Annotated in this window: 14 protein-coding genes; 11 read left to right on the top strand and 3 right to left on the bottom strand. The window is 59.7% G+C overall.

Annotated features, from left to right (window positions below):
* Positions 1 to 738: 738 nt before the first annotated feature.
* From Mal15_RS13920 to egtD, 7 genes are all read left to right on the top strand, one after another.
* On the top strand, positions 739 to 2,589 hold the full coding sequence (locus Mal15_RS13920) for an AMP-binding protein (RefSeq protein ID WP_147868324.1): 1,851 nt from the start codon (positions 739 to 741) through the stop codon (positions 2,587 to 2,589).
* A complete protein-coding gene (locus Mal15_RS13915) occupies positions 2,589 to 3,908 on the top strand; it encodes a thiolase family protein (protein WP_147868323.1) in 1,320 nt (439 codons plus the stop codon). Before Mal15_RS13920 ends, Mal15_RS13915 begins: the two co-directional genes overlap by 1 nt.
* A 4-nt stretch (positions 3,909 to 3,912) precedes the next feature.
* Positions 3,913 to 6,057, top strand: coding sequence for a 3-hydroxyacyl-CoA dehydrogenase NAD-binding domain-containing protein (locus tag Mal15_RS13910; protein ID WP_147868322.1), 2,145 nt, complete (start codon positions 3,913 to 3,915; stop codon positions 6,055 to 6,057).
* Complete coding sequence (locus Mal15_RS13905; RefSeq protein WP_147868321.1) at positions 6,054 to 8,078, top strand: acyl-CoA dehydrogenase family protein; 2,025 nt, start codon at positions 6,054 to 6,056, stop codon at positions 8,076 to 8,078. The genes Mal15_RS13910 and Mal15_RS13905 overlap by 4 nt, the downstream gene beginning before the upstream one ends.
* A gap of 49 nt (positions 8,079 to 8,127) precedes the next feature.
* Positions 8,128 to 9,114, top strand: coding sequence for a patatin-like phospholipase family protein (locus Mal15_RS13900; RefSeq protein WP_167546807.1), 987 nt, complete (start codon positions 8,128 to 8,130; stop codon positions 9,112 to 9,114).
* 160 nt (positions 9,115 to 9,274) lie between these two features.
* On the top strand, positions 9,275 to 10,699 hold the full coding sequence (egtB, locus tag Mal15_RS13895; RefSeq protein WP_233903438.1) for an ergothioneine biosynthesis protein EgtB: 1,425 nt from the start codon (positions 9,275 to 9,277) through the stop codon (positions 10,697 to 10,699).
* Between the two features lie 39 nt (positions 10,700 to 10,738).
* Complete coding sequence (gene egtD, locus Mal15_RS13890; RefSeq protein ID WP_147868319.1) at positions 10,739 to 11,740, top strand: L-histidine N(alpha)-methyltransferase; 1,002 nt, start codon at positions 10,739 to 10,741, stop codon at positions 11,738 to 11,740.
* Between the two features lie 87 nt (positions 11,741 to 11,827).
* On the opposite strand, the gene Mal15_RS13885 is transcribed toward egtD, so the two are convergent.
* Both Mal15_RS13885 and map read right to left on the bottom strand, forming a co-directional pair.
* Positions 11,828 to 12,682: a ThuA domain-containing protein gene (locus Mal15_RS13885; RefSeq protein ID WP_147868318.1), complete on the bottom strand. Its 855-nt coding sequence runs from the start codon at positions 12,680 to 12,682 to the stop codon at positions 11,828 to 11,830.
* 43 nt (positions 12,683 to 12,725) lie between these two features.
* Positions 12,726 to 13,523, bottom strand: coding sequence for a type I methionyl aminopeptidase (gene map / locus Mal15_RS13880; protein ID WP_147871998.1), 798 nt, complete (start codon positions 13,521 to 13,523; stop codon positions 12,726 to 12,728).
* Between the two features lie 604 nt (positions 13,524 to 14,127).
* On the opposite strand from map, the gene Mal15_RS13875 reads away from it, so the two are divergent.
* The 4 genes from Mal15_RS13875 (at position 14,128) to Mal15_RS13860 (ending at position 20,700) form a co-directional block, all read left to right on the top strand.
* A complete protein-coding gene (locus tag Mal15_RS13875; RefSeq protein WP_167546806.1) occupies positions 14,128 to 17,184 on the top strand; it encodes a secretin N-terminal domain-containing protein in 3,057 nt (1,018 codons plus the stop codon).
* Positions 17,185 to 17,320: 136 nt separating this feature from the next.
* Positions 17,321 to 19,015: a GspE/PulE family protein gene (locus Mal15_RS13870; protein WP_147871996.1), complete on the top strand. Its 1,695-nt coding sequence runs from the start codon at positions 17,321 to 17,323 to the stop codon at positions 19,013 to 19,015.
* Between the two features lie 4 nt (positions 19,016 to 19,019).
* Positions 19,020 to 20,231, top strand: coding sequence for a type II secretion system F family protein (locus tag Mal15_RS13865; protein ID WP_147868316.1), 1,212 nt, complete (start codon positions 19,020 to 19,022; stop codon positions 20,229 to 20,231).
* Between the two features lie 178 nt (positions 20,232 to 20,409).
* Positions 20,410 to 20,700, top strand: a complete 291-nt coding sequence (locus tag Mal15_RS13860; protein ID WP_147868315.1) for a hypothetical protein — start codon at positions 20,410 to 20,412, stop codon at positions 20,698 to 20,700.
* A gap of 281 nt (positions 20,701 to 20,981) precedes the next feature.
* Here the strand turns inward: Mal15_RS13860 and Mal15_RS13855 are convergent, their stop codons facing one another.
* On the bottom strand, positions 20,982 to 23,234 hold the full coding sequence (locus Mal15_RS13855) for a peroxidase family protein (RefSeq protein WP_147868314.1): 2,253 nt from the start codon (positions 23,232 to 23,234) through the stop codon (positions 20,982 to 20,984).
* Positions 23,235 to 23,795 lie beyond the last annotated feature (561 nt).

The raw sequence follows: 23,795 nt of genomic DNA, 5'->3' as shown, positions 1-23,795 counted from the left end.
GTGTTGCCGCGGTAACTCCGTTTCAGCAAGGCGACAAAGATCCCGACGAGAAGACGCTCTGAAATGCGCCATTAGATGGACGCGCTGCAGGAAACTGGTCCGTCGGGTGGTTCTCATTTTTAGTCTCGGCGCTTTTCGATTGTGCCCCCTGTTCGCTCAGTCATCCCTTTCGCTGGACAGTCGCCGTCCTCTCCGAGGTCGGCGCGGGCAAAGCTCCGCTTTTCCGGTACGCCGAGTTCGTAGAACACGGCGACTCTCTGATCGCATCGCCCCCTGAAGATCGAGCTGCGGTGAAATACGAGGGCCGAGTGAATTTCGGCCCCCTTTTTTTGTCACAACAAACATTGTGAAAAAGATCACAACGCGCCGCACAGGCCCCTTATTTGTTTTTTGCGTGTTTTCATTTGCCTTTAAATGCCTTTGGCATATGATTGAGTGCGTGAAGTGGGCGGCAATTTCGGCTCGGTTGCTGCCGCACCGCTAGACGGCTTCGTGGTTCCCGGGCGGGAGCCGCGACGCTGTGTCAGCGCGTCCTTTTCTCACTCCTCGCAGAGTTCCGTATCGCCCGCCACAACGGCGGCGTTGCCACCCGGTGGCAGGCGAAACGGGGCTCCTCTCGGGCCGATTCGGCGTCCGCAAACCGGAAGGCCGAATTCAAAGCGGTCGTGTCGACCAGCCAGGTTGATACCGCACAGAGATCAATCCAAGGAGGGGACCTTTTCCGAGGGGAGACCCGAAATGGTTGGACCGAGCGGAAACGATCGTCCGGCATCGGCATCCGATGGTGCCAAGGATCGACTGATTCGTCCTGGATCGGATGTGTTGGGGACGATGCGCGATCGAGTCAGCGAAGAGGGCCGGTCGGCGGCGAAACATTCGGCGCGTGGATTGTCCAGCTATCGCAATTGTCCGGCGTTCGGATTGTTGCAGCATGCGGCCGACCAGCTGCCCGATCGGTTGGCGCTCGTTTATGGCAGTTCGCGTTGGACGTATCGGGACTTGAATTCCGACGCGGTCCGCGCCGCAGCGATGTTACAACGTCTGGGCGTCCGCCCCGGCGACCGCGTCGGATTGTTGCTGCCCAACGTCCCTGAATACATCATCGCCGCCAACGCGATCTGGCGTGCCGGCGGGATTGTCTTGGCGATCAGCCCGCTGATGGTCCGCAGCGAAGTGGAGGCATTGTTGAGAAAAACCAAGTGTCGACACGTCGTCTGTTTGGATTTGTTGTCCAACCTGTTGCCCGACTCCAAGGGCGATGCATCGACGGGTCCATCACCGCTGCGGACGACGTTGTTGGTTTCGATTCGCAAACAATTGCCCGCCCATGAACAACTCGGGTACCTGATCAAACGCGGTTATCAGTGGTTACAGGCACGTCCGCAAGGTTCAAACAATCGCGTCGGATGGTTCTGGGAAGAGATCGCAACGATCGAACGTGCCTGGCAACCGATCACGATCGATCCGGCTTCGGACCCGGCCTACATTCTGCCGACCGGGGGAACGACCGGATCGCCCAAGGCGGTGACGTTAAGCCATCAGAACATGGTGGCTAACGCGTGGCAGCAGTATGTCTGGACACGACGTTCGTTCGGCGAAGAAACGATGTTGGGCGTGTTGCCGTTCTTCCACAGCTACGGCATGTCGGCGACCGTGATGGGCGGCGCGGCGATGGCCGCGACGTTGGTGTTGCATCATCGTTTCAACACCAACAAGACCATTCAATTGATCGAAACGCATCGGCCGAGTGTCTTTCATGCCGTCCCGGCGATGCTGGTGGCGATGAATGCACGGTTGCGCGAACACCCCAGCGACAAACTGGATTCGCTACGTTGGATCATTTCCGGTGGAGCGTCGCTGGAGGAATCGGTCGCTCGCGAGTTCACCGAACACTGTCGTTTCGGCCACGACGAAGACCAACATGCAGGGCCTCAAGTCGTCGAAGGCTTCGGGCTTAGCGAAGCTTCACCGGTGACCCACGTCGGTCATTTGTTCAAACAGCCGATTTACGGCCGGATCGGATTGCCATTGCCGATGACGGAATGTCGAATCATCGATCCCAACGCGGAGCCCGGCCAGGGGGAACGAATCCTTGCCGACGGCGAAGTCGGCGAGCTGTGCGTGCGTGGCCCACAAGTCATGTTGGGTTATTGGGGGGATCACGAAGCGACGCGGATGGCGATTCGCGACGGTTGGTTACACACCGGTGACTTGGCGATTCGTCATGAAGACGGTTGGTACAGCATCGTGGGCCGCAAAAAGGACTTGATCATCACCTCGGGATTCAACGTTTACCCGAGTGAGGTCGAGACGGTGTTGTGTGAAGCAGAGAACGTCAAAGACGCCGCCGTGGTCGCGATGCCGGATGAAGTCCGTGGCGAATCCGTCCATGCCTACATCGTCACCGTCGATGGCTCCCCACCGGACATCGAGGCGTTGGAAGAGCACTGCCGCAATCATCTTTCGGCGCACAAACGGCCGCGGGCCTACACGCATTGCCCCGACGATCTGCCCCGGAATTTCTTGGGCAAAGTCATTCGGCGTGAGTTGCGTGAGATGCAGGCGATTGACCAAGATAGGAGCACCTGATGAGTTCATCAAGATCTACAACCCAACCGATTGCCGTGATTGCCGGCGCACGCACACCGCTATCCAAGGCGTTCACCGATTTGGCCGCGATCAGTGCCGTCGATCTCGGCACGCACGTGGTCACCGACGTGGTCGCCCGCGCGGCCGCCAAATCGGAATCGATGGACATCAGCCAGATCGACGAACTGGTGATGGGGAACGTGGCCGGTCCGCCCGATGCGGCCAACCTGGCTCGCGTGATCGCGCTTTCGGCCGGGTTGCCCAAAGAGCGGATCGCACACACCGTCAACCGCAACTGTGCCTCCGGGATGGAGTCGATCATCGCGGCCTGGGACTCGATCCACGCCGGGCGAGCGTCGCTGGTGATCGGCGGCGGTACCGAGTCGATGTCGCAGATCCCGATGCTGTTTCGGCGTGATGCGGCAAAGAATTGGATGCGGTTGGCGCGCAGCAAAACGCTATGGCAAAAACTCCGGGCCCTCGCCGCGTTTCGACCACGACACTTTAAACCCGTCGCCGGAATCCAGCTCGGCCTGACCGACCCGGTTTCGGGAATGAACATGGGTGAAACGGCCGAGGTGTTGGCCCGCGAGTTCGGGATCTCACGCAGCGAGCAAGACGAGTTCGCGCTGTTGAGTCACGAGCGGGCGGCGGCGGCCCGCGAGAAGTGTTTCCTGTCGGGCGAAATTGCTCCGATCACCACCGAGCGCGGTCGCGTGGTGGAGAAAGACAACGGACCGCGAGACGGCCAGTCGTTAGAGCAATTGGCGCGGCTGAAACCGCTGTTCGATTCTGCCGGAAGCGTTACCGCGGGCAACAGTTGCCCCCTGACCGACGGCGCCGCGGCATTGGTACTCAGCGACGTGGCGACGGCGGAGCGTTTCGACCGACCGCTGGGCTACATCACCGACTATTGCGTCGCCGGTTGCGATCCCCATCGCATGGGACTCGGCCCCGTCTACGCAACCGCAAAGCTGTTGGAAAAGACCGGGATGTCGCTCCGCGATTTTGACCTGATCGAACTGAACGAAGCCTTCGCGGCACAAGTGATCGCCTGTGAGATCGCCGCCGCGTCAAAAACGTTTGCGTCAGAGGAACTGGGGCGTTCTCGACCTTTGGGGCAGCTCTCTCGCGATGTGATGAACATTCACGGCGGATCGATTGCATTGGGGCACCCCGTCGGAATGACAGGAACGCGACTTGTGTTGACGCTCCTGCGCGCCCTGGCCGAACGCGGCAAACGAATCGGCCTGGCGACGTTGTGCGTCGGTGGGGGCCAGGGTGTAGCTATGATCGTCCGAACCCAACTGGAGGATTGATACGATGACCCGTCAACAACTATCCAACCTCACGCTGTCCCTGGACGATTCCGGCATCTACCGCGTCGCACTGGACGTTCCCGGCCGACCGATGAACGTGTTGAACGCATCGGTGATGGCCGAACTGGAACAGGCCGTCAACGAGCTGGAAACCCGCAGCGACGTCAAAATGGTCGTGTTCAAAAGCACCAAAGAAAGTGGTTTTTTGGCCGGAGCCGACGTCGAGGCGATTGAGGCGATCGAATCGGCCGACCATGCCGATCGATTGATGAAGCAGGGGCAACAGCTGTTTGATCGCATTGAAAACCTGCCGATGCCCACCTTGGCGGTCTTGCACGGACCGTGCCTGGGTGGCGGATTGGAGCTGGCGCTGGCTTGCGATTATCGCGTCGCCCGCGACAACAGCAGCACCAAGATCGGTTTGCCGGAAATCAAGCTCGGCTTGATCCCCGGTTGGGGCGGCACGCAACGATTGCCCAAACTGATCGGATTGAAAGAAAGCCTTTCGATGATCCTGTCGGGCAAGCACCTCTCGGCGCGTGACGCGACGAAGATCGGCCTGGTCGACCTGGCGATCCAGCCGGATCTATGGCGCGACGAAATCGTGCGTGTCATCGACTCGCTTGCCGGGGGCGGTTCGTTGCGGCGAAAGCTGCCCGACGCCGCTTCCCTGTGGCGGTTGATCGAGCGGATCCCCGCGGTGCATCGCCGGATCCTTTCGCTGACCCAAAAACGATTGGCGGGCAAGTCGAAACACTATCCGGCACTCGCTGCGGCGATCCGTGCGATCATTGACGGATACGATCCTCGCGCGGACGGATTTGCAACCGAACGTCGGGAGTTCTGCGACTTGATCGAGACGCCGACCTGTCGCCAACTGTTGCGGTTGTTCTTTTCAAGAGAGCGCGCACGAAACCTGAAGACCTGGACGCCGCATTCATTGGAGATGATTCACGGCGATCCGATCCGCACACTGGGCGTGATCGGCGGTGGCGCGATGGGGGCAGGGATCGCACAGGCCGCCGCGATTCGCGGCTACGGCGTCCACGTCAAAGAAGTCGATGCCGACGCGGCGAGTCAGTGTTCGGCGCGAATCGATCGGTTGATTGACGACTACGGGCGACACAAAAAGCTCGATGCCGACCAGTTGCGTCAGCTGCGTGATCGCATCGACGTCGGGACCGATTTCAGTGCGTTGGAGGATGCGGATTGCATCGTCGAAGCCGTCGTCGAACGCATGGGGGTCAAACAAAGCGTGTTGGCCGAAGCCGAAAAAGCGGCCAGCAAGTCGGCAATTCTGGCGACCAACACGTCGTCGTTGTCCGTCACCGAGATGGCCGGGTCGCTCAGCCGGCCGGCTCATTTCGCAGGCTTGCACTTCTTCAATCCCGTGCACCGGATGGAATTGGTGGAAGTCGTCCGCGGCGACGAAACCAGCGATGCGACGATCGCCCAACTGGTCTCGTTCGTGCGGGCGCTCGGCAAGACGCCGATCGTGACAACCGATTCACCGGGATTCCTGGTCAATCGAATTCTGTTCCCGTACCTTGGCGAGGCCATCATGATGGTCCGCGAAGGCCAATCGATCGCGGCGATCGATCGCGAGATGCGAGAGTTCGGTATGCCGATGGGACCGCTGCAATTGCTCGACCATGTCGGGCTGGACGTCGCGCTGCATGTCGCGCGGTCGCTCGGGGCGGTGATGCGTGACGTCGATGACGTGATCGAAGTGCTGTCACCACTGGCGCGACGCAATCAAATCGGACTCAAGTCCAAACGCGGATTTTATGACTACCACGGCAAGAAACCGCAACCGCGCGAAACGGCTGAAGTCGTGGACTTCATCGTCCAGCCTGCGGCTTCGGAACGCTTTCTCGCCGACGGCCTGTCGGAGATTCAACGCAGACTGGTGTACCTGATGATGGCCGAAGCCATTCGATGTGAGGAACGTCGCGTCGTCGAGCACGCCTGGGCGATCGACCTGGCGATGGTGCTCGGCACCGGGTTCGCCCTCCATCGCGGCGGACCGCTGGCGGTGGTCGATCAAATCGGGACGCAGACCGTGCTGGAAAACATGGAACGTCTGCATTCGCAGTACGGCGACCGATTCACACCACCGGCATCACTTCAACTGGGAGCCAAACAATGAGTTTAGATACCGATCCGACCACAACCAATGCGACCGGTCCGGTGGTGACATCAACCCAGGCAGCCGGCAAAGCCACGTCGAGCCCCGCAGGACACTCGACAGACGCAGGACAAACGACTCCTTCATCGCCGTCGACGAAGGAATCGTTTGCCGAGATCGCGCTGCGGCTCGGAGGTGCGTCGGCGGACGAAGCCCAACGGACCGGCGTGATCGACACCGCCGACGATCAGGTCGAAGACCTGTTCGCCGAGCAGTACAAGACGTCCAACAGCCCGATCCACCGGGCGGTCTGGGATCGTCATGTACCGACCGAGTTGTTCGGCCCCGAATTGTCGTTGCCCACGGAAGAAGTCGCTCAGGTCGTCGATCGTTCGCTAAGCGTCGCCGCCCGGCACCGCAAACGCGGATCCCTGATCGATGAAGATGGCAAGATCAGTGATGAAGTGCTGCGAGATCTCGGTGACGCCGGCTATTGGGGGTTGCTGGTCGGACGCAACTACGGCGGTGCCGGTGCGAGCATGCGTGATTTCACACGGATGATCACGCAGATGGCGACGATCGACCCGACCGTCGCCGGATTGGCGTCGGTTCATGGCTGCATCGGCGCCGTCGACCCGCTGCGTGCGTTCGGCAGCGACGAACAGAAACGTCGCTTTTTACCGGGGCTGGCTGACGGAACCCGCCTGTCCGCATTCGCGCTGACCGAACCGGGAGCCGGCAGCGATTTGACCGCCTTGCGAACGACCGCGGTGAGAAACGGAGACGACTACGTGGTCAACGGCGAAAAGCTGTTCATCACCAACGCCACCTTCGGCCGAACGATCGGGTTGGTCTGCAAAATCGATGGGGCTGCGAGCGTCTTGATCGCAGAGCTGCCGAAGCAGGAAACCGAGTCGTTTCGAATCAACCGCTACGGCATCTTTGCGCTCAAAAGGGCGCAGAATAACGGGCTGGTGTTCAAGGATTTTCGTGTCCCGGCCGCCAACCGTTTGATTCCGCCCCACGGTGATGGATTGACGATCGCCTACCACGGTTTGAACCTGGGAAGGGTCTCGTTGTGCGCCAACGCGGCCGGAGCGATGCGTTGGATGCTGGCGGAGATGTTGCCGTGGTCGGGTTACCGGGAAACGTATGGACAGGCGATCGAGAAACGCGAATTGGTCCGACGTCGCGTCGGGCACTTGGCCGGCCTGATCGTCGCCTGCGATGCATTGACGCATTGGTGTGCCAACCTGTTGGACCAGGGGTACCGCGGCGAAATGGAATGCATCGTCGCCAAGATCTTCGGAAGCGAAGCGCAAAAGGAAGCGGCGATCGAATTGTTCATGAAGACCCACGGCGGGCGGTCGTTCTTACAGGGCCACTTGTTCGGCGACAACGTCCATGATTTCCTGGCCCCATGCATTTACGAAGGTGAAGGCGAGATGTTGGGGATGGCATTCTTCAAGTCGCTGGTCAAACAGCACGGAAAAGAACACTTCGAACCGATCGGCAAGACGCTTCACCAGCTGGGAATCAAAGCCCCCAACTTGGCCGACCCGCGGCATCTGTGGGCGTTGCGTCGTCCGATGTTGGGGTACGCCAAGTGGTACGCCGGACGAACGTTGCGTCCGGCGCGCTGGACCAAGCCATCCGCCCCGCGCATCTCACATGAACTCGCTCGTCACGTCCGCTTCGCACAGCGTTATCTGTCCGCGAGCGGCATGGTCATCAGCGGCACGATGCGCCGTCATCAATTGAAGCTGGCCGACCGTCAGTGTCGGATGTCGGCGTTATCGCTGCAGATCCAAAATGCGGTCACCATGCTGGTCACTGCGTTGTACGCGGCCGGCCAGAACGACGCGGTCACGCGGGCGGCCGCCGACACCGTCTGTAGCGAACTGCGGCGTCGCATCACCGGAGCGCACCCCAGCGATCTCGATTACCGCCAAGTCACTTCGTTGGGGGCAACGATCGCCGATAAAGGCTGGAATGAGCTGCGGGGCGTCGAATCGGGGGAAATCCTTCAGGGGTACAAGTAATGAAACTCGTGACAGTCCCGAGTCGGAGGACGCTTCATTGGACGATTCTGTGAATACCTTGCAAACGACCGAGGATCGCGAACCGTTGTCGCCGGAGATCGGCCGGCGGGGCGGAGGCAATCGGCGCGCCGTGATTGCACTCGGCGGCGGCGGGGCTCGTGGGCTTGCGCATTTAGGCGTCATGGAGGCGATCGGTGAATCGGGAGTTCGAACCGAGCGCATCGTTGGGGTCAGCATCGGCAGTTTGATGGGCGGCCTGTGTGCCGTCGATTCCGACATCAAACGGGTGCAGGCCAAAGCGATCGGACTCCTGCATTCGCCGGTCTTTTCCGAAAAATGCCGGCAGCTGATGGCAGCCGCTTCAAGGGTTTCGGCGCGCGACCGGCGGGAATCGCAACAGCTCGGGCCGGCCGATTGGTTCTCGTTGTGGTATCAACGCCTGGAACGGATCATGCGTCACGGACACCGGCTGACGAAAATCATCCGCAGCCCGTCGTTGCTGTCCGACCAGATCTTGCATGAAGCGATCGAGGCGCTCGTTCCCGACATCGATCTTGCCGAGACCAAAGTCCCGCTTAGCATCGTCGCGGCGGATCTGAAAAGCGGTCATCGCATCGTGTTGGAACGGGGATCACTGCGAAAAGCGATCCTGGCCTCCACCGCGATCCCCGGTTTTTTTCCACCGATCCAATGGGACGACATGTTGCTGTCGGACATCGGCGTGCTGGACGCGATCCCGCTGTCGATCGCGAAATCGTACGCTTCAGATCTAACCGTCGGCGTCGATGTCGGCAGCACCGTGCAGCGGATCGATACCTTTGGCACGGCAATCGATGTCGTGATGCGGATGGAAGAGATCGGCGAACGGCTTTGTCGACGCCATTCACTGCCACATGCCGATATTCTGATCCGTCCCGACGTCGGCTATCTGCCGTGGTACGACTTCACCGATCCATCGACGTTGATCGCATCCGGGTTGCGTGCAGCAAGAGCCGCCCTTCGGGGCCAAATCTCCCGTACAGCGGTCGTGGCGTGAGGCGTTCCGCAGTTTGGTTTTTGCCCAAAACGATAAATTCAGCATTTTTGTTGTAAGAATTCCTTTCCGAAACGGTTGTCTTTTAGAATCGGTTTCCTAGAAAGAACCGGCGTGATTGCGTCGGGACTTTGATTCGGAATGCGGAAGAAGGGATGACGACATGTCTGCAAATGCTGGTACAGACGGCGGCACCGACACGGTAGCGACTGGCGATCCGCAAGCCGTCGACCGGGTCGATGACGCGGCGGTTGCAGATCCGCACCACGACGTGTTGATGGAACGTTATGTTCGGACGCGGCGGTTTTCTGAACAGGTCGCACAGCCGCTGTCGGCTGAAGACTGCTCGATTCAATCGATGCAGGACGCCAGCCCGACGCGCTGGCATCTGGCACACACCACTTGGTTCTTCGAAACCTTTCTGCTGAAGCCGATCGGCGACTACCAGGTGTTCGATCCGAGTTTTGAGTATCTATTCAATTCCTATTACAACAGCGTGGGACAACAATACCCGCGCGGCAAACGTGGGCTGATCTCGCGTCCCGGTTTGGATCAGACGCTTCGCTATCGAGCGCATGTCGACCAGGCCATGCAGACGCACTTTGGCCGCGGCGAACTCACCGACGATCAACGCCAAGTATTGGAGATCGGAATCAATCACGAGCAACAGCATCAGGAATTGATGCTGACCGACTTGAAACACGCCCTGTCGTGCAACCCGCTCGATCCGGTTTACCGCGACGGAGAATGCGAGCAAGTCGACGCGATGGGGGCTCCGACGTGGATCGACGTCGACTCTTGTGTCGCCCGGATCGGTCATGACGGGGACTCGTTTTGCTTTGACAATGAATTGCCGCGACACCGAGTCTTTTTGGAGCCGTACCAAATCGCAAGTCGTTGTGTGACCAACCGCGAGTACCTGGAGTTTATGGAAGACGGCGGGTACCAGCGTCCGGAATTCTGGCTTTCGCTGGGATGGGCGACGGTCACGCAGAACCACTGGAAAGCGCCATTGTATTGGTCCAAACAGGGATCGCGATGGACCGAGTTCACGCTGTCCGGCCGCAAGGCGATTCGCTTGGATCAGCCCGTCTGTCATGTCAGCTACTTCGAAGCCGATGCCTACGCCCGCTGGGCAGGATGCCGATTGCCCACCGAAGCCGAATGGGAACATGCGGTCTGTCGCGGGCTCGACCGTCCGCTGGCGGCTAATCAACGCGGCAATTGGAGCGACGACCTGATCCGTTCCGGACGGTGCATTCATCCGTCGTCTTTCGGAGCGGCACAGCGTTTGGACACCACAGCAGGTGATGTCCCAAACGGTTCATGCGATCCGACCGAGACGCCGCTGGCCGATGCGATGGGGAACGTGTGGCAATGGACCAGCAGCCACTATTCGGCCTACCCGGGTTACCGTGCCCCCGCAGGCGCTCTTGGCGAATACAACGGAAAATTCATGTGCAACGTCTTTGTCCTGAAAGGCGGGTCCTGCGCGACGCCATCAGGGCATGTGCGTCCGACATACCGTAACTTCTTTGCTCCCGAGTCTCGTTGGCAATTCACCGGGATCCGACTGGCGAGGTCGTAAACGCTGCTCACTGATCGACAACTCCACCGGGCATTCACCTTGTTCAAAACTGCACGACCGCCAGCATCGTCACAGCGACGGGCCTTCAAGCACGACGTAATTGAGGGGCTGAGTGATTTCCCCAAACGTCTGCCATGCAAGTACTTCTACGACAAACGCGGTTCGGCGTTGTTCGACCAGATCTGTGAACTGGACGAGTATTATCTGACCCGCACCGAACAGGCGATCATGGATCGGTATGCAGCCGAAATGGGGGCACAGATCGGTGCCGGTGCGATGCTGGTGGAATACGGCAGCGGCAGCAGTGTGAAAACACGAATCTTGCTGGACCATTTAATCGACCCGGTGGCTTACGTTCCGGTCGACATCTCCCACCGTCACCTGCACCAGGTCGCCGATCAACTTCGCGACGACTACCCGCAGATCGAAATCCTACCGGTCACGGCCGATTTCACCCGCCCGTTTTCGTTGCCCCGCTCGCGCGTCGCCCCGACCCACAGTGCGGTTTATTTCCCCGGATCGACGATCGGCAATTTCGAGCCGCTCCACGCTGAGATTCTGTTGCAATCGATCACTGACTTGTGCGGCTGTGGCGGGGGGCTGCTGATCGGCATCGACTTGGTCAAAGACGTGCACGTCTTAGAACGAGCCTATGACGATGCCGCCGGCGTCACGGCGGCGTTCAACTTGAATTTGCTGCATCGAATCGCCAACGAACTGGATGCGGAAATCGACGTCGATGCGTTTGAACACGTCGCGTTTTTCAATCAAGACGCTTCACGGATCGAGATTTACATCCGATCGATGACCGAGCAAGTCATTCGGATCGATGGCGAGACGTTTCCGCTCCGGCGTGGCGAAATGATCCACACGGAATACTCGCACAAATACACGGTCGACGGATTTGCTCAACTGGCCGCCCGTGCGGGGTTGGAACTGCATCGCAGCTGGATCGACGACGATCGGTTGTTCGCCGTGCTGCACTTGGTGGTCGCTGAAGACGAGACTTTCGTCGCGCCTCAAGGTTCGGGTAAACGGTAGTGGACGACGCGAGGAGTCCGGGCGGCTGGCAATCCGTATGGACTCGTCGCCTCGTCCACGACCCGGAAACCAAGTTGACGTGGACTACTATTCTTGGGCATTCAAGTTGTCGGTTGCCCACAACACTCCGCGGCACAGCAGGTCCAGATAGCGGTCGTCGCCGACGGTTTCGTTATTGTGGCCGAGTGTGGTGCTGAAGATCTTCGTCTTGTTCGGCCCGTACAGATTAGTCCAAACCACGACCGCCATGGCGGACTTGGGTTTGGCATCCGGGTTCGCTTGCAAGTCTCGTTTTCGCGGGGCTTGCATTTGATCGCCGGTGGCCAACACTTCCGTGTTACCGAACACACGGATGTTGTTGTAAAGTTCCTCGTTGATCGTGGTCCAATCGACCAGCCCCTTGGTGATCGGGTGATTCGGTGCCGTGTAGTTGACCTCGATCGGTGATTGCGGACCATGGCCGGTGGATTGGACACCGATCATTTCGTACCAGCCGGCGTTTTCGGCCCCGATTTCGACGGGGTTGCGGAAATCGCCCCAGCGATAGCTATGCATCGCGCAGTGCAGGTTGACCGCGGGAACGCCGGCACGATGAGCCGCCAGGATCCGATTGACGTAGGGCCGCTCGGTGACCGAGGCCGAACACTCATCGTGCACGATCACGTCGTAACCTTCGGCCCAGTCGTCGGATTCATAGATCTCGAACCTCGTGCCGGTCGTCTTGCTGGGATTGAATTCCACCGTCACTTCGGCGTTGATCCGTTTCTCGATCCCTTCCTTCAGCAGCTTGGTTTGCGTCGCGTAATCGTGGCAACAGCCGCCGGCGACCAGCAGCACCTTCAGCGGCTTGTCTTGGCCTTGGACGTGGCTGGACGGAGCGGGGTTGAACAGGACGGCACAGGTCAGCAGGGCGCAGGCGGCGAGACGGTGGAGCGACTTCATGGTGCTGGTCTTCGGTGGAGGGCTGTCAGAGAGAGAACGAGCTTTAGAACTGATGGCCTTTGCGTGGGCCGTCATTGCATTGGGTCAGAATTTCCGGGCCGTCCTCGGTCATCAGCACGGTGTGTTCGAACTGAGCCGACGGACGCCCGTCTTTGGTGCGCACCGTCCAGCCGTCGGATTTGTCGCAGCGTGCGTAGCGTGTTCCGGCATTGATCATCGGTTCGACGGTGAAGCACATCCCCGGGAACAGTCGATCGATGCGGCTTTGTCGATTCGGGAAGTGCGGGATCGAGGGGTCCAGATGGAACTGTTTTCCCAGACCGTGTCCGACGTATTCGCGGACGACAGAGAACCCGCGACGGTGGGCTTCGGGGACGATCGTTTCCCCGATCTTGGAAACGGTGCAGCCGGGGGTCAACGCATCGATCGCCATGTGCATGCAATCGAACGCACATTGGGTGACCGCCCGGCGTTCCTCGGAAACTTCGCCGATCAAGAACGTTTCGCTTTGGTCCCCATGCCAGCCGTCGACGATGGTGGTCACGTCGATATTGACGATGTCGCCTTCTTGAAGTTCTTGCTCGTCAGGGATGCCATGGCAAATCACTTCGTTGATGCTCGTGCAACAGCTTTTGGGGTAGTTTTGATACCCCAGCGTCGCCGCGGTGTGACCGTTGTCCAGAGTCCACTGGGCGATCATCTCGTCGATTCGCCCCGTCGTGATTCCGGCCTTGATGTGGGGTCGGATGTAGTCCATCAAGCTGGCGTTGACGCGTCCGGCGTGACGCATCGCATCGCGTTGACGCTCGTTGAGGATCAGTTTTCGTTGCTTTTGCAGCATTCCTGTCATGTTCCCTTCGATTCGAGCGTTCGATCAGTTGCTCGTGGTGGTTTCCTGCGGCAAGCCGGCATCGCTTCCCTATCATGTAGTCGTTCGAATCCGCGTTCGATTCTCACGTCGGCCGAATGCGTATCGTACCAATAGAAAACTCGTGTTCGTAGAACCGAACGCAACGCTTGGTCAGTTTTTTTGACTCCCCGGTGCCTTTTTCAACCGCTGCGACGACCGGAATCGTTCCCCAGCCCCTACGACCGACATTTCAGCAGTCAAAAACCGCAGGACCTCCCTTTCGCAGGGCGAATCCGGCCCGACGCATCCATCAGGGCCTTTTGAGCAGGCCCCACTCGAACAGGCCCCACTCAAACAAGCCTCGATTGTCGCCCTCTTGCCATGAAAACCGCAGGAATCGAGCGAAATCGGCGATCGGGGGAGAAACCCTGACCGGGGCGCTTGGTTACAAAAGTAGACCGGTCGCGTGATTTCCAGCGCCGAATTCTGGCACGATTGGTGCCGGGAGATTCGATGGTGGGCGATTAGAATGGGCCGGTCCGCAGGCCCTTTCAGCCGGAATCTCTTCCACTTCTTCGAAAAACCGCCGCAATCAATGCATTTTCACCTTACATCGTGCTCGGACAGCCAAGCCCCCCGCGATGCGACCTCCTGCCGCCGGCCCCGGCAATCTGCCCGGCTGGCCGGATCGGTCCTCCGACTTCTGCTCGTTTCGATGCTGGCAGCGGCCGCGTCGATGTCCAGCGTTGCGGCACAGGAACAAAGACCATCAGGCGACGCATCAGGCGACGCCGAGCAGAACGCACGACCGACCGCCGCGGACCCCGATTCGGTTGATGCGGCCGGCGAACAGGCGGCCCCCTCGCCGTCGGATCAAACGGCCGGGCCCGGTTACACCTCCGACGCACGCGGGACGGACGTGACACCGGAAGAGGCCGCGCGGATCCTGCTGGAAGAGCTCGACCGTCCCCGCGAGAACCTGCTGCGATTCAATTTCACCGGAGCCAGTTGGAAAGATGTGCTGAACTGGATGGCGACCGAGGGCGATTTGTCGCTGCAGATCGATCGCTATCCCGAAGGTTCCATCTCCTTCATCGATCGCAACCGGATGTACACGGTCGCCGAATCGCTGGACCTGCTGAATCGATTGCTGTTGGACCGCGGATACGCGTTGGTGCGACGTGGACGGATGCTGTTCCTGGTCGATTTGGAAGTGGAAAACGCCGACAAGCTGATCAGCGAGTTGGCGGACCTGGTTCCGCTGGAGGAGCTGGAGTCGCGCGGCAAGAGCGACATCGTCACGGCGATCTTTCCGCTCGGCAGCATGACCCCCGACGAAGCGAAGACCCAGCTGCCCCAAATGGTCGGCCCGTGGGGGCGGGTGATCGTGTTGGACAGCGCCCGCCAAGCCAAGGTGACCGAACGGGCCGAGAAACTGGTCGCGATCCGCGAGGTCATCAAGCAGTCCGACCAGGAGGTGCATGAGATCAAGCTGCAGCACCGTAGCGCCGAGGAACTGTTGCAAACCGCTCGGCCGTTGTTGGGCTTGGAATCCGACGAAAATTCCAACGACGACATTCGAATCTCCGTCGGCCTTTACGGCGACCGCATCTACGCCACCGGACTGCGATCCAAAGTCAGCATCCTTGAAAACCTGATCGCCAAAGCCGACCAGCCGCTCGAAGGTGCCGCCGATGCGAGCGAAGCCGAAGTCGCTCGCCCCGTGTTCCAAACCCATTTCGTGCGAGTGGCGGATCCCGCGACCGTGTTTGAGGTGCTGCAAACGCTGCTGCAAGACGAACCGGGAACCCGCGTGGCGATCGATCCGGCCACCAACGCGATCATCGCCTTTGCCACCCCCAACACGCACAAACAGATCACCGAGGTGATCGCCAAGATGGAAGGCAGTGGCGAGAATTTCGAGGTGTTTCAACTCAAACGCATCGACCCCGCCCAAGCACTGCTGACGATCAACAAGTATTTCGGCGTCACCGAAGAAAACACCAACGGGCCGATCGTTGATGGCGATCCGGCCACCGGCAAGTTGTGGGTCCGTGGCTCCCAAGACGAAATCGAACAGGTCCGGCGGCTGCTCGAACAACTTGACGGCACCGGCAGTGACGGATTGCTAAGCGGAAAGGTCCGCCTGTTGCCGCTCAGCGGTCGACAAGCCGAAGACGCCTTGCGACAGCTGCAACTGTATTGGCGGATGACGGGACGCGACAACGCGATCCGTGTGCTTTCTCCCTCCGGCGGTATCGAATCCAACCGGATCCGCGAACGCAAGATCCAGCGGGCTCCCTCGGACTCGGACACGCAGACACCGCCATCAACACGCGAAGGAAGCAGCAACCTGGATGCCAGCCGATTCGATTCACGACGCTTCTATTACCTGACCCAAGCCCCGGCGGCAACGGCCGGAACTGAACCGGTCGGCGAGGATTCGGCCGCAAACACACAGCCGGTGGCGGTGTCACAGAGCCCGGACATCATGATCGAGTTGACGCCCAACGGAATTCGCATCGCATCGGACGACACCGAAGCGTTGGATGAACTCGAAGAGCTGTTGTCACAGCTGATCGGCCCGATGGGCGCCCAGAGCGAATTGCCGACGATCTATTGGCTGAAGTACCTCAAAGCCGATGTGGCGGCTGAAATGATCGCCAGCATTCTCGGCGGCGGCGATTCATCGAGCAGCCTGACCGACACGATCACCGGAGGACTCGGCGGCGGCATGCTGGGCGGATTGATGGGAATGGCCGGCGGCGGTGGCGGCGAGACATCCACGTCCAAGTCGATTTTGACATCGACCGGTTCGGTCAGCATCGTCCCCGACCTGCGACTGAACGCCTTGTTCGTCCAGGCCAACGAAGTCGATCTGCAGGTCATCGAAATGGTGCTCGAAAAACTGGACATCGAAGAGAGCCCCGAGGACATCGAATTGTCATCGACCCCACGGATGATTCCCGTGCTGTACCAGGATGCGACGGAAATCGCCAAGGTGGTCAAAGAGGTCTATGCCGATCGCATGGGCGGGGCCGATCAGGGCCGCAGCAACGGCGGTGGCGGCGGCGGTGGACGCGGCGGCGGCCAACCTTCGCCGGAAGATTTCATCGCGGCCCTGCGCGGTGGTCGCGGTGGTCGCGGCGGCGGCTCCGAAGCGGCCAAGAGCGAACGATCCAAAATCGTCGTGGCCGTCGACACACGAAGCAACTCCTTGGTGGTTACCGCGACGACGAAGGATTTCGAAGAGATTCAGATTCTGGTCGAGGCACTCGATCAAGGCGGTCGCGTCAACGAAGACGAAACCGTGGTCTACACGTTGCCCGGAACACTGAACGGAAACACGATCGTCCAAGCACTCGAAGCGATCCTGAGCGCGAAAGTGGAAACCAAGGAGAGCAGCTCCAGTTCATCGAGCACCCCGGGAACCCGCTCCGACGGTGACAACAACAACAGCTCCGATGCGGCCGACGCGATGCGACAACGGATCGAAGCGTTCCGAGCACGATTCGGTGGCGGAGGTGGCCGGCCCGGCGGATTCGGTGGATTCGGCGGCGGACGGCCCGGCGGCGGTGGGGGATCGCCGTTCGGCGGTGGCGGCGGTGGTCGACCCGGCGGCGGTGGCGGACGTCCCGGCGGCGGACGCTGATCCGGATCGCGAGAACGTTTCACGACGGCCGCGGGGACGGTTCATGATGCACCGTCCCCGGCCGACAACGTTTGCTCGCTTCACACGGTACAATCGAAGCATCATTCTTTGGAAGAACACCGGAAAAACCGATTCGATGATCATGCGAGCAGGTGAGATACTTCGACGACGCGGTCTGCTAAGCGACGCGCAGCTGGCCGATACACAAGCCAGCAACGCGCCCGATATCGTCCAGGCCGCTGTCGAAAAAGGATTCGTCGGCGAACGCGAGGCGCTGGAGGCACTTGCCGAAGAAGTCGGGCTGGATTTCGTCGACTTGCGGGACGCCGAGATCGACCTGTCCGCCTTGGAAGGTTTCCCCCAGCGGTTGATCTATCGACAGTCCCTGTTTCCGATCCGATTCCAAAACGGCTCGGTCGTCGTCGCAACGCCCAACCCGCTGGACTTGTACCCGCTGGATGAAGCCAGTGCGGCAACGGGCAAAAACATCATCCCGATCGTCGCCCAACGCGGCGAGATCGCACGGCTGATGAAGCGGCATTTGGGGGTCGGCAGCGAGACCGTCGAAGACTTGATGGCGGCCGTCTCGGATGATGAAGACGTCGAACTGCTGGAGGAACTGGAAACCGATGGCAGCGAACTGAGCGAGATGGCTCAGGAAGCGTCGGTCGTGCGTTTGGTCAACGAGATCTTGCTCGAAGCCATCGAAACGCGGGCCAGCGACATCCACATCGAATCCCAAGCCGATGGCTTATTGGTCCGCTATCGCATCGACGGGATCCTGCACCGCCAGCCCACGCCGCCGGAGATCAATCGGTTCCAGGCCGCCATCATCAGTCGTTTGAAAATCATGGCCCGGCTGAATATCGCCGAGAAACGATTGCCTCAAGACGGTCGCATCAAATTGCGTGTCCACGGCCGCGAGGTGGACATTCGTTTGAGTGTGATCCCGATGATCCACGGCGAAGGATTGGTCATGCGGGTGTTGGACAAATCCGCCATGGTCTTCGATCTGGGCAAGTTGGGGATGTCCAATGAAATCTATCAAACCTACAGCAAACTGATCGAGTTGCCGCACGGGATCATCCTGGTCACCGGTCCGACCGGTAGCGGTAAAACCACCACGCTGTACAGCAGTTTGCTGCAGATCCGCAGCGAAGAAACCAAGATCATCACCACCGAAGACCCGGTCGAATACCAGCTGGACGGAATCAATCAAATCCAAGTCCACTCTAAGATCGGATTCACCTTTGCCGCGTCGCTGCGAAGCATCTTGCGGCATGACCCCGACATCGTGCTGGTGGGGGAAATTCGCGACTTGGAAACCGCCGAAAACGCCATCCAGGCTTCGTTGACCGGGCACTTGGTGTTCAGCACCTTGCACACCAACGACGCCTCGGGGGCGTTCACCCGATTGGGCGACATGGGTGTCGAACCGTTCCTGGTCGCGGGAACCGTCGAAGGCGTGATGGCCCAGCGGCTGCTGCGTCGACTGTGTCCGCACTGTAAAGAAGCGTTCAAGCCGTCGCCGGACGAAGTGCCCCAGGATTTTCCTTGGGATCGCGCGGGAGACTTCACCTGGTACCGGCCCGTCGGTTGTCGTGAATGTCGCAACCTGGGCTATTCCGGGCGGATGGGTATTTACGAGTTGTTGGTCACAAACGACGAAATCCGTCAGCTGGCCCAAGATCGCGCCAGCAGCTGGGTGATTCGCAAAGCCGCGGTGGACGCCGGCATGCGGACGCTGCGGATGGATGCCTGGGACAAAGTGATCGCGGGCATGACCAGCATCGACGAAGTGCTCCGCGTTTCCAAGGGCGAGGCTCTCTAGAACCATGCCGACGTTTGCCTACACCGCTCGCGACATGGCGGGCAAGACTGTCAGTGGATCGATCGAAGCGGCCAATGAACGTGAGGTCGCGGCGCTGCTGAGCGAAAAGTCGCTGTTTCCGTCCAAGGTTGCCGCCACCGAGAACGCATCGGGCCGCTCCCTATTCGGCCGGCGGAAACACGTCAAAGGGCAGACGATGGCCACGTTCTACGGCCAGCTTGCTTCGTTGCTGCGCAGCGGTGTCCCGATGATGCGCTCGCTGACCGTGCTGGGCGAACAAGCCACCGACCCGGTGTTGGGCGAGATCGTCAAGGAGATCAAGTCGCGAGTGGAAGACGGCGAACCGATCGGCAATGCCATGGCCCGGTTCCCCAATGTGTTTTCCGACATGGCGATCAACATGGTGCGTGCCGGCACCGAGGGCGGATTCCTGGAAGACGCCCTGGAACGCGTCAGCACCTTCACCGAACTGCAGGAAGATTTGAAAGGGCGAACGATCAGCGCGCTGGCCTATCCGGTGTTCCTGTTCTCGGTCGGTTCTCTGGTGATCAGCGGTCTGCTGGTGTTCTTTGTGCCCAAGTTCGATGCGATGTTTGATCGCTTGCGGCAAAAGGACGAGATGCCGTGGTACACCGAGTCACTGCTCAGCTTCAGCACCGTGCTGCAACAATACGGCTGGGTGATCGTCCTGCTGGGAATCGTCTTGGTCGTGGTGATCAAAATTCAACTGGCCAGTGAAGCCGGCAAGCAGATGATGGACAAGATCAAGCTGCGGATCCCCGTGCTCGGCAACATCCTGATGAATCTGGCCGTTGCCCGCTTCTGCCGCGTGCTGGGAACGCTGTTGGGCAACGGCGTGCCGATCCTGAAGTCGCTGGAAATCAGCCGTTCCGCCGCCGCCAACCGGCTGCTCAGCCAATCCATCGCCGACGCGACCGAAAACATCCGTGGCGGTGAATCGTTGGCAACCCCGCTACGGGCCTCTGGCTATTTTCCGCCATCGGTCGTGGAAATGATCAGCGTGGGGGAAGAGAGTAACTCGCTCGAGAAAGTTCTTCCGGAAATCGCCGACTCACTGGAGAAGCGAACTTTTCGCCGACTGGACCTCTTTGTACGATTACTCGAACCGATGATGTTGCTGGTCATGGCGTTTTTGGTTCTGGCTGTTGTACTTGCGCTGCTCGTGCCGGTTCTCAAGAGTAGCACGAGTCTATAGTCGTCAATTTGGCTCCACTGTTAGACCGTTGAAGCCGATGGAACCGAAGGACCACGTTCCAGTCAGAACTTCTTTGGCCGTTTGCGTCACTCTGTCACTCGGAACCTTTGGTTCTCGCGTGGCGTAATCTAGTCTAGAGGCGGGCAAGTTCGGCGTACCAACCAGGGGCGGTGCGGAAATGAATTTCTTAATCATCTGGCTGATCATTTCAGTCGTCTGCACGGGCATCGTGCTGATCAGCATCCGGTACGCGCCGAGAATCGAAGATGAACCTTTGGACAGCTTCTACGAAGCCGAATCGCGGGACGAGCCGATCCGCGAATCGACCGATCGGCCGCTGAAATCGCCTGCCTGCGAGACGCGTGGCGAAATCCGCTCGATCCACCGCCCCACGCCGGGCAAGCGAGCCCCGCTGGCGCCGAAGCTGTCCCATTTCGTGATCAACCGCCCCGAAGAGACGCAGTCCTAGTGTGACGGCCGTCTCTCCTGACGTCGCGACGCTCGCCAGAGCGTGAAGCCGTTCGACGTCGCGCAACCTATCATTTTGCCCCGAATCGTTCGGCCCTCCTTTACCTGTTTTCCGGCGACGCGATCGATCACTGCCGCCGTGATGGAAAGGGTAAGAAGATTTTGGGGTAAGAAAATGTCGAAGTGCACAACCATTCGGATCAGCTAATTTTCCTACCTCCTTAATCTTCCTACCTCATTCCCGCAGCGGCGATCCGGTGACTGTCGGTCATGTTCGTCCGTTCAAACGAGCAGCTCGAAATCGATCCCTTTCAGACGGGTGCTTCCGTTGGAAATCAGCACGTCGATGACTTCTCCACTGTCGGCCAGTCGAATTTGGTAGTCACCGGTTTCTTCAAACGATCGGAACCGGTAGTTGCCACGGCTGTCGGTGACGGTCGTGTCGATCACTTCGCCGCTGTCGCCGAGTAGTTCCACGGTCGCCCCCTCGACGGCGGCCCGACCATCGGCAGACGTCCGCCCACGATCGGCGGCGCCGTCGCGTCCGGACGATCCTGCCGGTCGGTCACCGATGCTGGAGGCGACAGTGACTTGGCCGCGGACTTCAGCGAGCATAAAAAAGACGTTCTCCTGCAGCCCCTGGACCGTGGTGTTCCGCTCGATCACATCGGCGAGCGAGGTTCGCTGGATCGATCGCAGCTCTTGCCCCTGGAAGACGTTTTCATAGTAGAAGCGATCGCCGTCACGTAGCCGCTGGAATTGGTCGGTGATGATCGTACTGATCAGCTCGCCAACCGACGCACCGCGCAAGTGATCTTCAGCCATCAATCCGACCCACAGGTCGATGTTGTCGACATCACCGTAGAGTGTTTCCAGTTTTTCCTGCAATTCGATGTCGCTGGTGATGTCGGCAAAGGATTCGACCGCCTCCAGACCGTAGGCCTGGCGCGTGGTGTTGTAGTCGTTGAGCCCATGGTCGCGACCGCGTTGGATATTCAAAGCGACCAGATCGAAACCGCCGGCACCGGGCGCGCCGAACAAGAAGTTTCGCAAGCTATCGACGACTTCCAAGTCAATCTCTTGGGCTTGCGAAGAAGCGTCGTATTTGAGGACGGAGTCAATACCGGTTTCCTCCAGCAACGTCGGGTTGAAGAATACATCCCGCAGCTCGACCGCTTCATGAACCTCGCGGCCATCGTTGTCGAAGAATTCGATGTCGTCGTTCAATGTGCTGTGCCCGAACCGGAATGCGGCGGAGGAGAATTCGGTGGCGATGCCCGGGTCGACCGTTGAATCGTAGCCCTGATAGGCTGTGAGCGCTCGGTGACCGAGCAACGCCGGCAGGAACTCGTTGTAGGTGATCGATTGAATTTCAGCGATCACGATGGCGCGGGCACGTTGGTAAATCTGTTCATCGCTGAGAGTCGGGGCGGTTTCCGCGACCCGTGCGGCCAGCCGATTGTGTTCACGGACAAACAGCGTCTGAATGGCGGTCAACGAGATGTTTTCACTGGCCCGAATATCACCTGCGATCACACCGCCATCTTCTCCGATCGGCAACAGACCGTCCTCGGTCATCACCAGCATTCCCCCTTGAAAGGTCCGCAGCCGGTCGGCGGTTTGCTGATCACTTCCATAAACCTGGGAACCGTCCACAAACGCGGTGATCGAATTGACCTGTTGCCGTGGGTTGTCGACCGAGGTTCCGGTCGTCGGATCAAACTGCGATCTCGTCAGGGGAATCGTGACCTCGCCGGTGCCCGTCGGATCAAACAGCGGATCGCCGCTCGGCACCTCGATCGCAAACAACTCGCCATCGGTTTGCGTCTCGGTCAAGTCGATGTCGTGATCGAGAAACTGGCCCCAAACGTACAGGAACGCGGACAGCCCACGTTCGTTCGTGATCCCGTCGCCTTCGACGCCCGACAGCACGTTGCTGATTTCCCGGGCGCTCGGCCGATCGCCCCCGGCGGGGGTGGAGATTCCGTCTTCATAGTCCGCATCGGCGACGCGCAGCAGTGCTTGTCCTGTGCTTCCAAGCCCGGGGTTTTCAAGATTATTCCCTGTGCCGTCGACCGATCGAATTTCGTCGGGCAATTCGGGAATCACCGCCGACGCGTCGTCGCTTCGATCGCGGCGCGAGGAGTCGTCAACATTCCCGTCGCGATCCCCGCTTCGTTCTCGACCGATCCGGTTGATGACCCTCAGCGCGTCAAGCACGCTCCGACGGCCATCGTTATTGACGTCCGTGAAGCGCAGCGCGTCGTCACCGGCGTCGCGATTCATCGAATTGATAATGATCAACGCATCGACGGCGGAGACGACGCCATCGTCGTTGACGTCTTCGGCATCGAAGACGTTGTGGCGAAAACCACCGGCATCGGCCGCCAGAAGACGACGCCCTTCCAACGTTTCCGCCCGAAGTCGTCGCCGCTTGCGACGTGTCGTCGGTGCAGCGGCACGTCCAACCAGATGGCCTTGGACACGGGTTCTTAGTCGGGCGATCGAGTCAGCAGTCAGGTCGAAAAGACTCATGGGAATAGCGCTCACATTGGGGAAGAGAAGAGGGGGGCGTGTCGGAAACGTCGCCTGGATTCTTGGGGAACATCAGTCGCGATGATGTCACGCGCCCAAAACCATGTGTTGGGCCAAAGCAACCCAACACTCGTACCAGGCTCCGCCTGGGAACACGCATTCCCTTGATGAGCCGACGGCGCTAGCCGCGGGCCTTGGATTGGCCTTCAAGACTTGTACGGCCCGAGGCTAGCGCCTACGGCTCAGTTTGTGATCGAAAGAGCCTACGGCTTAGTTTGTGATCGAAAGTAGGTAGTATTGGCTGGCGCCAAACGGCTGATCCCAAGCGAGTTCAGCCGTCTGGTGTCTGCTTACGGGCATTTCATCATTCTGCCCCGAATCATTCTACCCTTCCCCTCTTGTTCGCCGTGGACGTATCAGCCGGAGAGGCAGGAAGATTTCCGAGACGGAATCGAGACTTACGAAATCCGCACCTCCGACACAGTGATTTGTTATAGTGATTGCTCCGCGTTTGCTTCCCGCCCTGCCGCAGTCCCACGCCACCGACGTCGTACTTTGATC

Source organism: Stieleria maiorica (assembly GCF_008035925.1).
GTDB classification, from domain to species: domain Bacteria; phylum Planctomycetota; class Planctomycetia; order Pirellulales; family Pirellulaceae; genus Stieleria; species Stieleria maiorica.
Note: the sequence above shows the minus strand (reverse complement) of the source record. Positions and strands in the feature narration are given on the sequence as shown.

Excerpts from the sequence above, each read along its gene's own strand:
- map (WP_147871998.1), bottom strand. The coding sequence starts at position 13,523 with ATGCTGCAAAAGCAACGAAAACTGATCCTCAACGAGCGTCAACGCGAT.
- Mal15_RS13920 (WP_147868324.1), top strand. The coding sequence starts at position 739 with ATGGTTGGACCGAGCGGAAACGATCGTCCGGCATCGGCATCCGATGGT.
- Mal15_RS13870 (WP_147871996.1), top strand. The coding sequence starts at position 17,321 with ATGATCATGCGAGCAGGTGAGATACTTCGACGACGCGGTCTGCTAAGC.
- Mal15_RS13915 (WP_147868323.1), top strand. The coding sequence starts at position 2,589 with ATGAGTTCATCAAGATCTACAACCCAACCGATTGCCGTGATTGCCGGC.
- Mal15_RS13910 (WP_147868322.1), top strand. The coding sequence starts at position 3,913 with ATGACCCGTCAACAACTATCCAACCTCACGCTGTCCCTGGACGATTCC.
- Mal15_RS13885 (WP_147868318.1), bottom strand. The coding sequence starts at position 12,682 with ATGAAGTCGCTCCACCGTCTCGCCGCCTGCGCCCTGCTGACCTGTGCC.
- Mal15_RS13865 (WP_147868316.1), top strand. The coding sequence starts at position 19,020 with ATGCCGACGTTTGCCTACACCGCTCGCGACATGGCGGGCAAGACTGTC.
- egtB (WP_233903438.1), top strand. The coding sequence starts at position 9,275 with ATGTCTGCAAATGCTGGTACAGACGGCGGCACCGACACGGTAGCGACT.
- Mal15_RS13855 (WP_147868314.1), bottom strand. The coding sequence starts at position 23,234 with ATGAGTCTTTTCGACCTGACTGCTGACTCGATCGCCCGACTAAGAACC.
- Mal15_RS13860 (WP_147868315.1), top strand. The coding sequence starts at position 20,410 with ATGAATTTCTTAATCATCTGGCTGATCATTTCAGTCGTCTGCACGGGC.
- Mal15_RS13905 (WP_147868321.1), top strand. The coding sequence starts at position 6,054 with ATGAGTTTAGATACCGATCCGACCACAACCAATGCGACCGGTCCGGTG.
- Mal15_RS13875 (WP_167546806.1), top strand. The coding sequence starts at position 14,128 with ATGCATTTTCACCTTACATCGTGCTCGGACAGCCAAGCCCCCCGCGAT.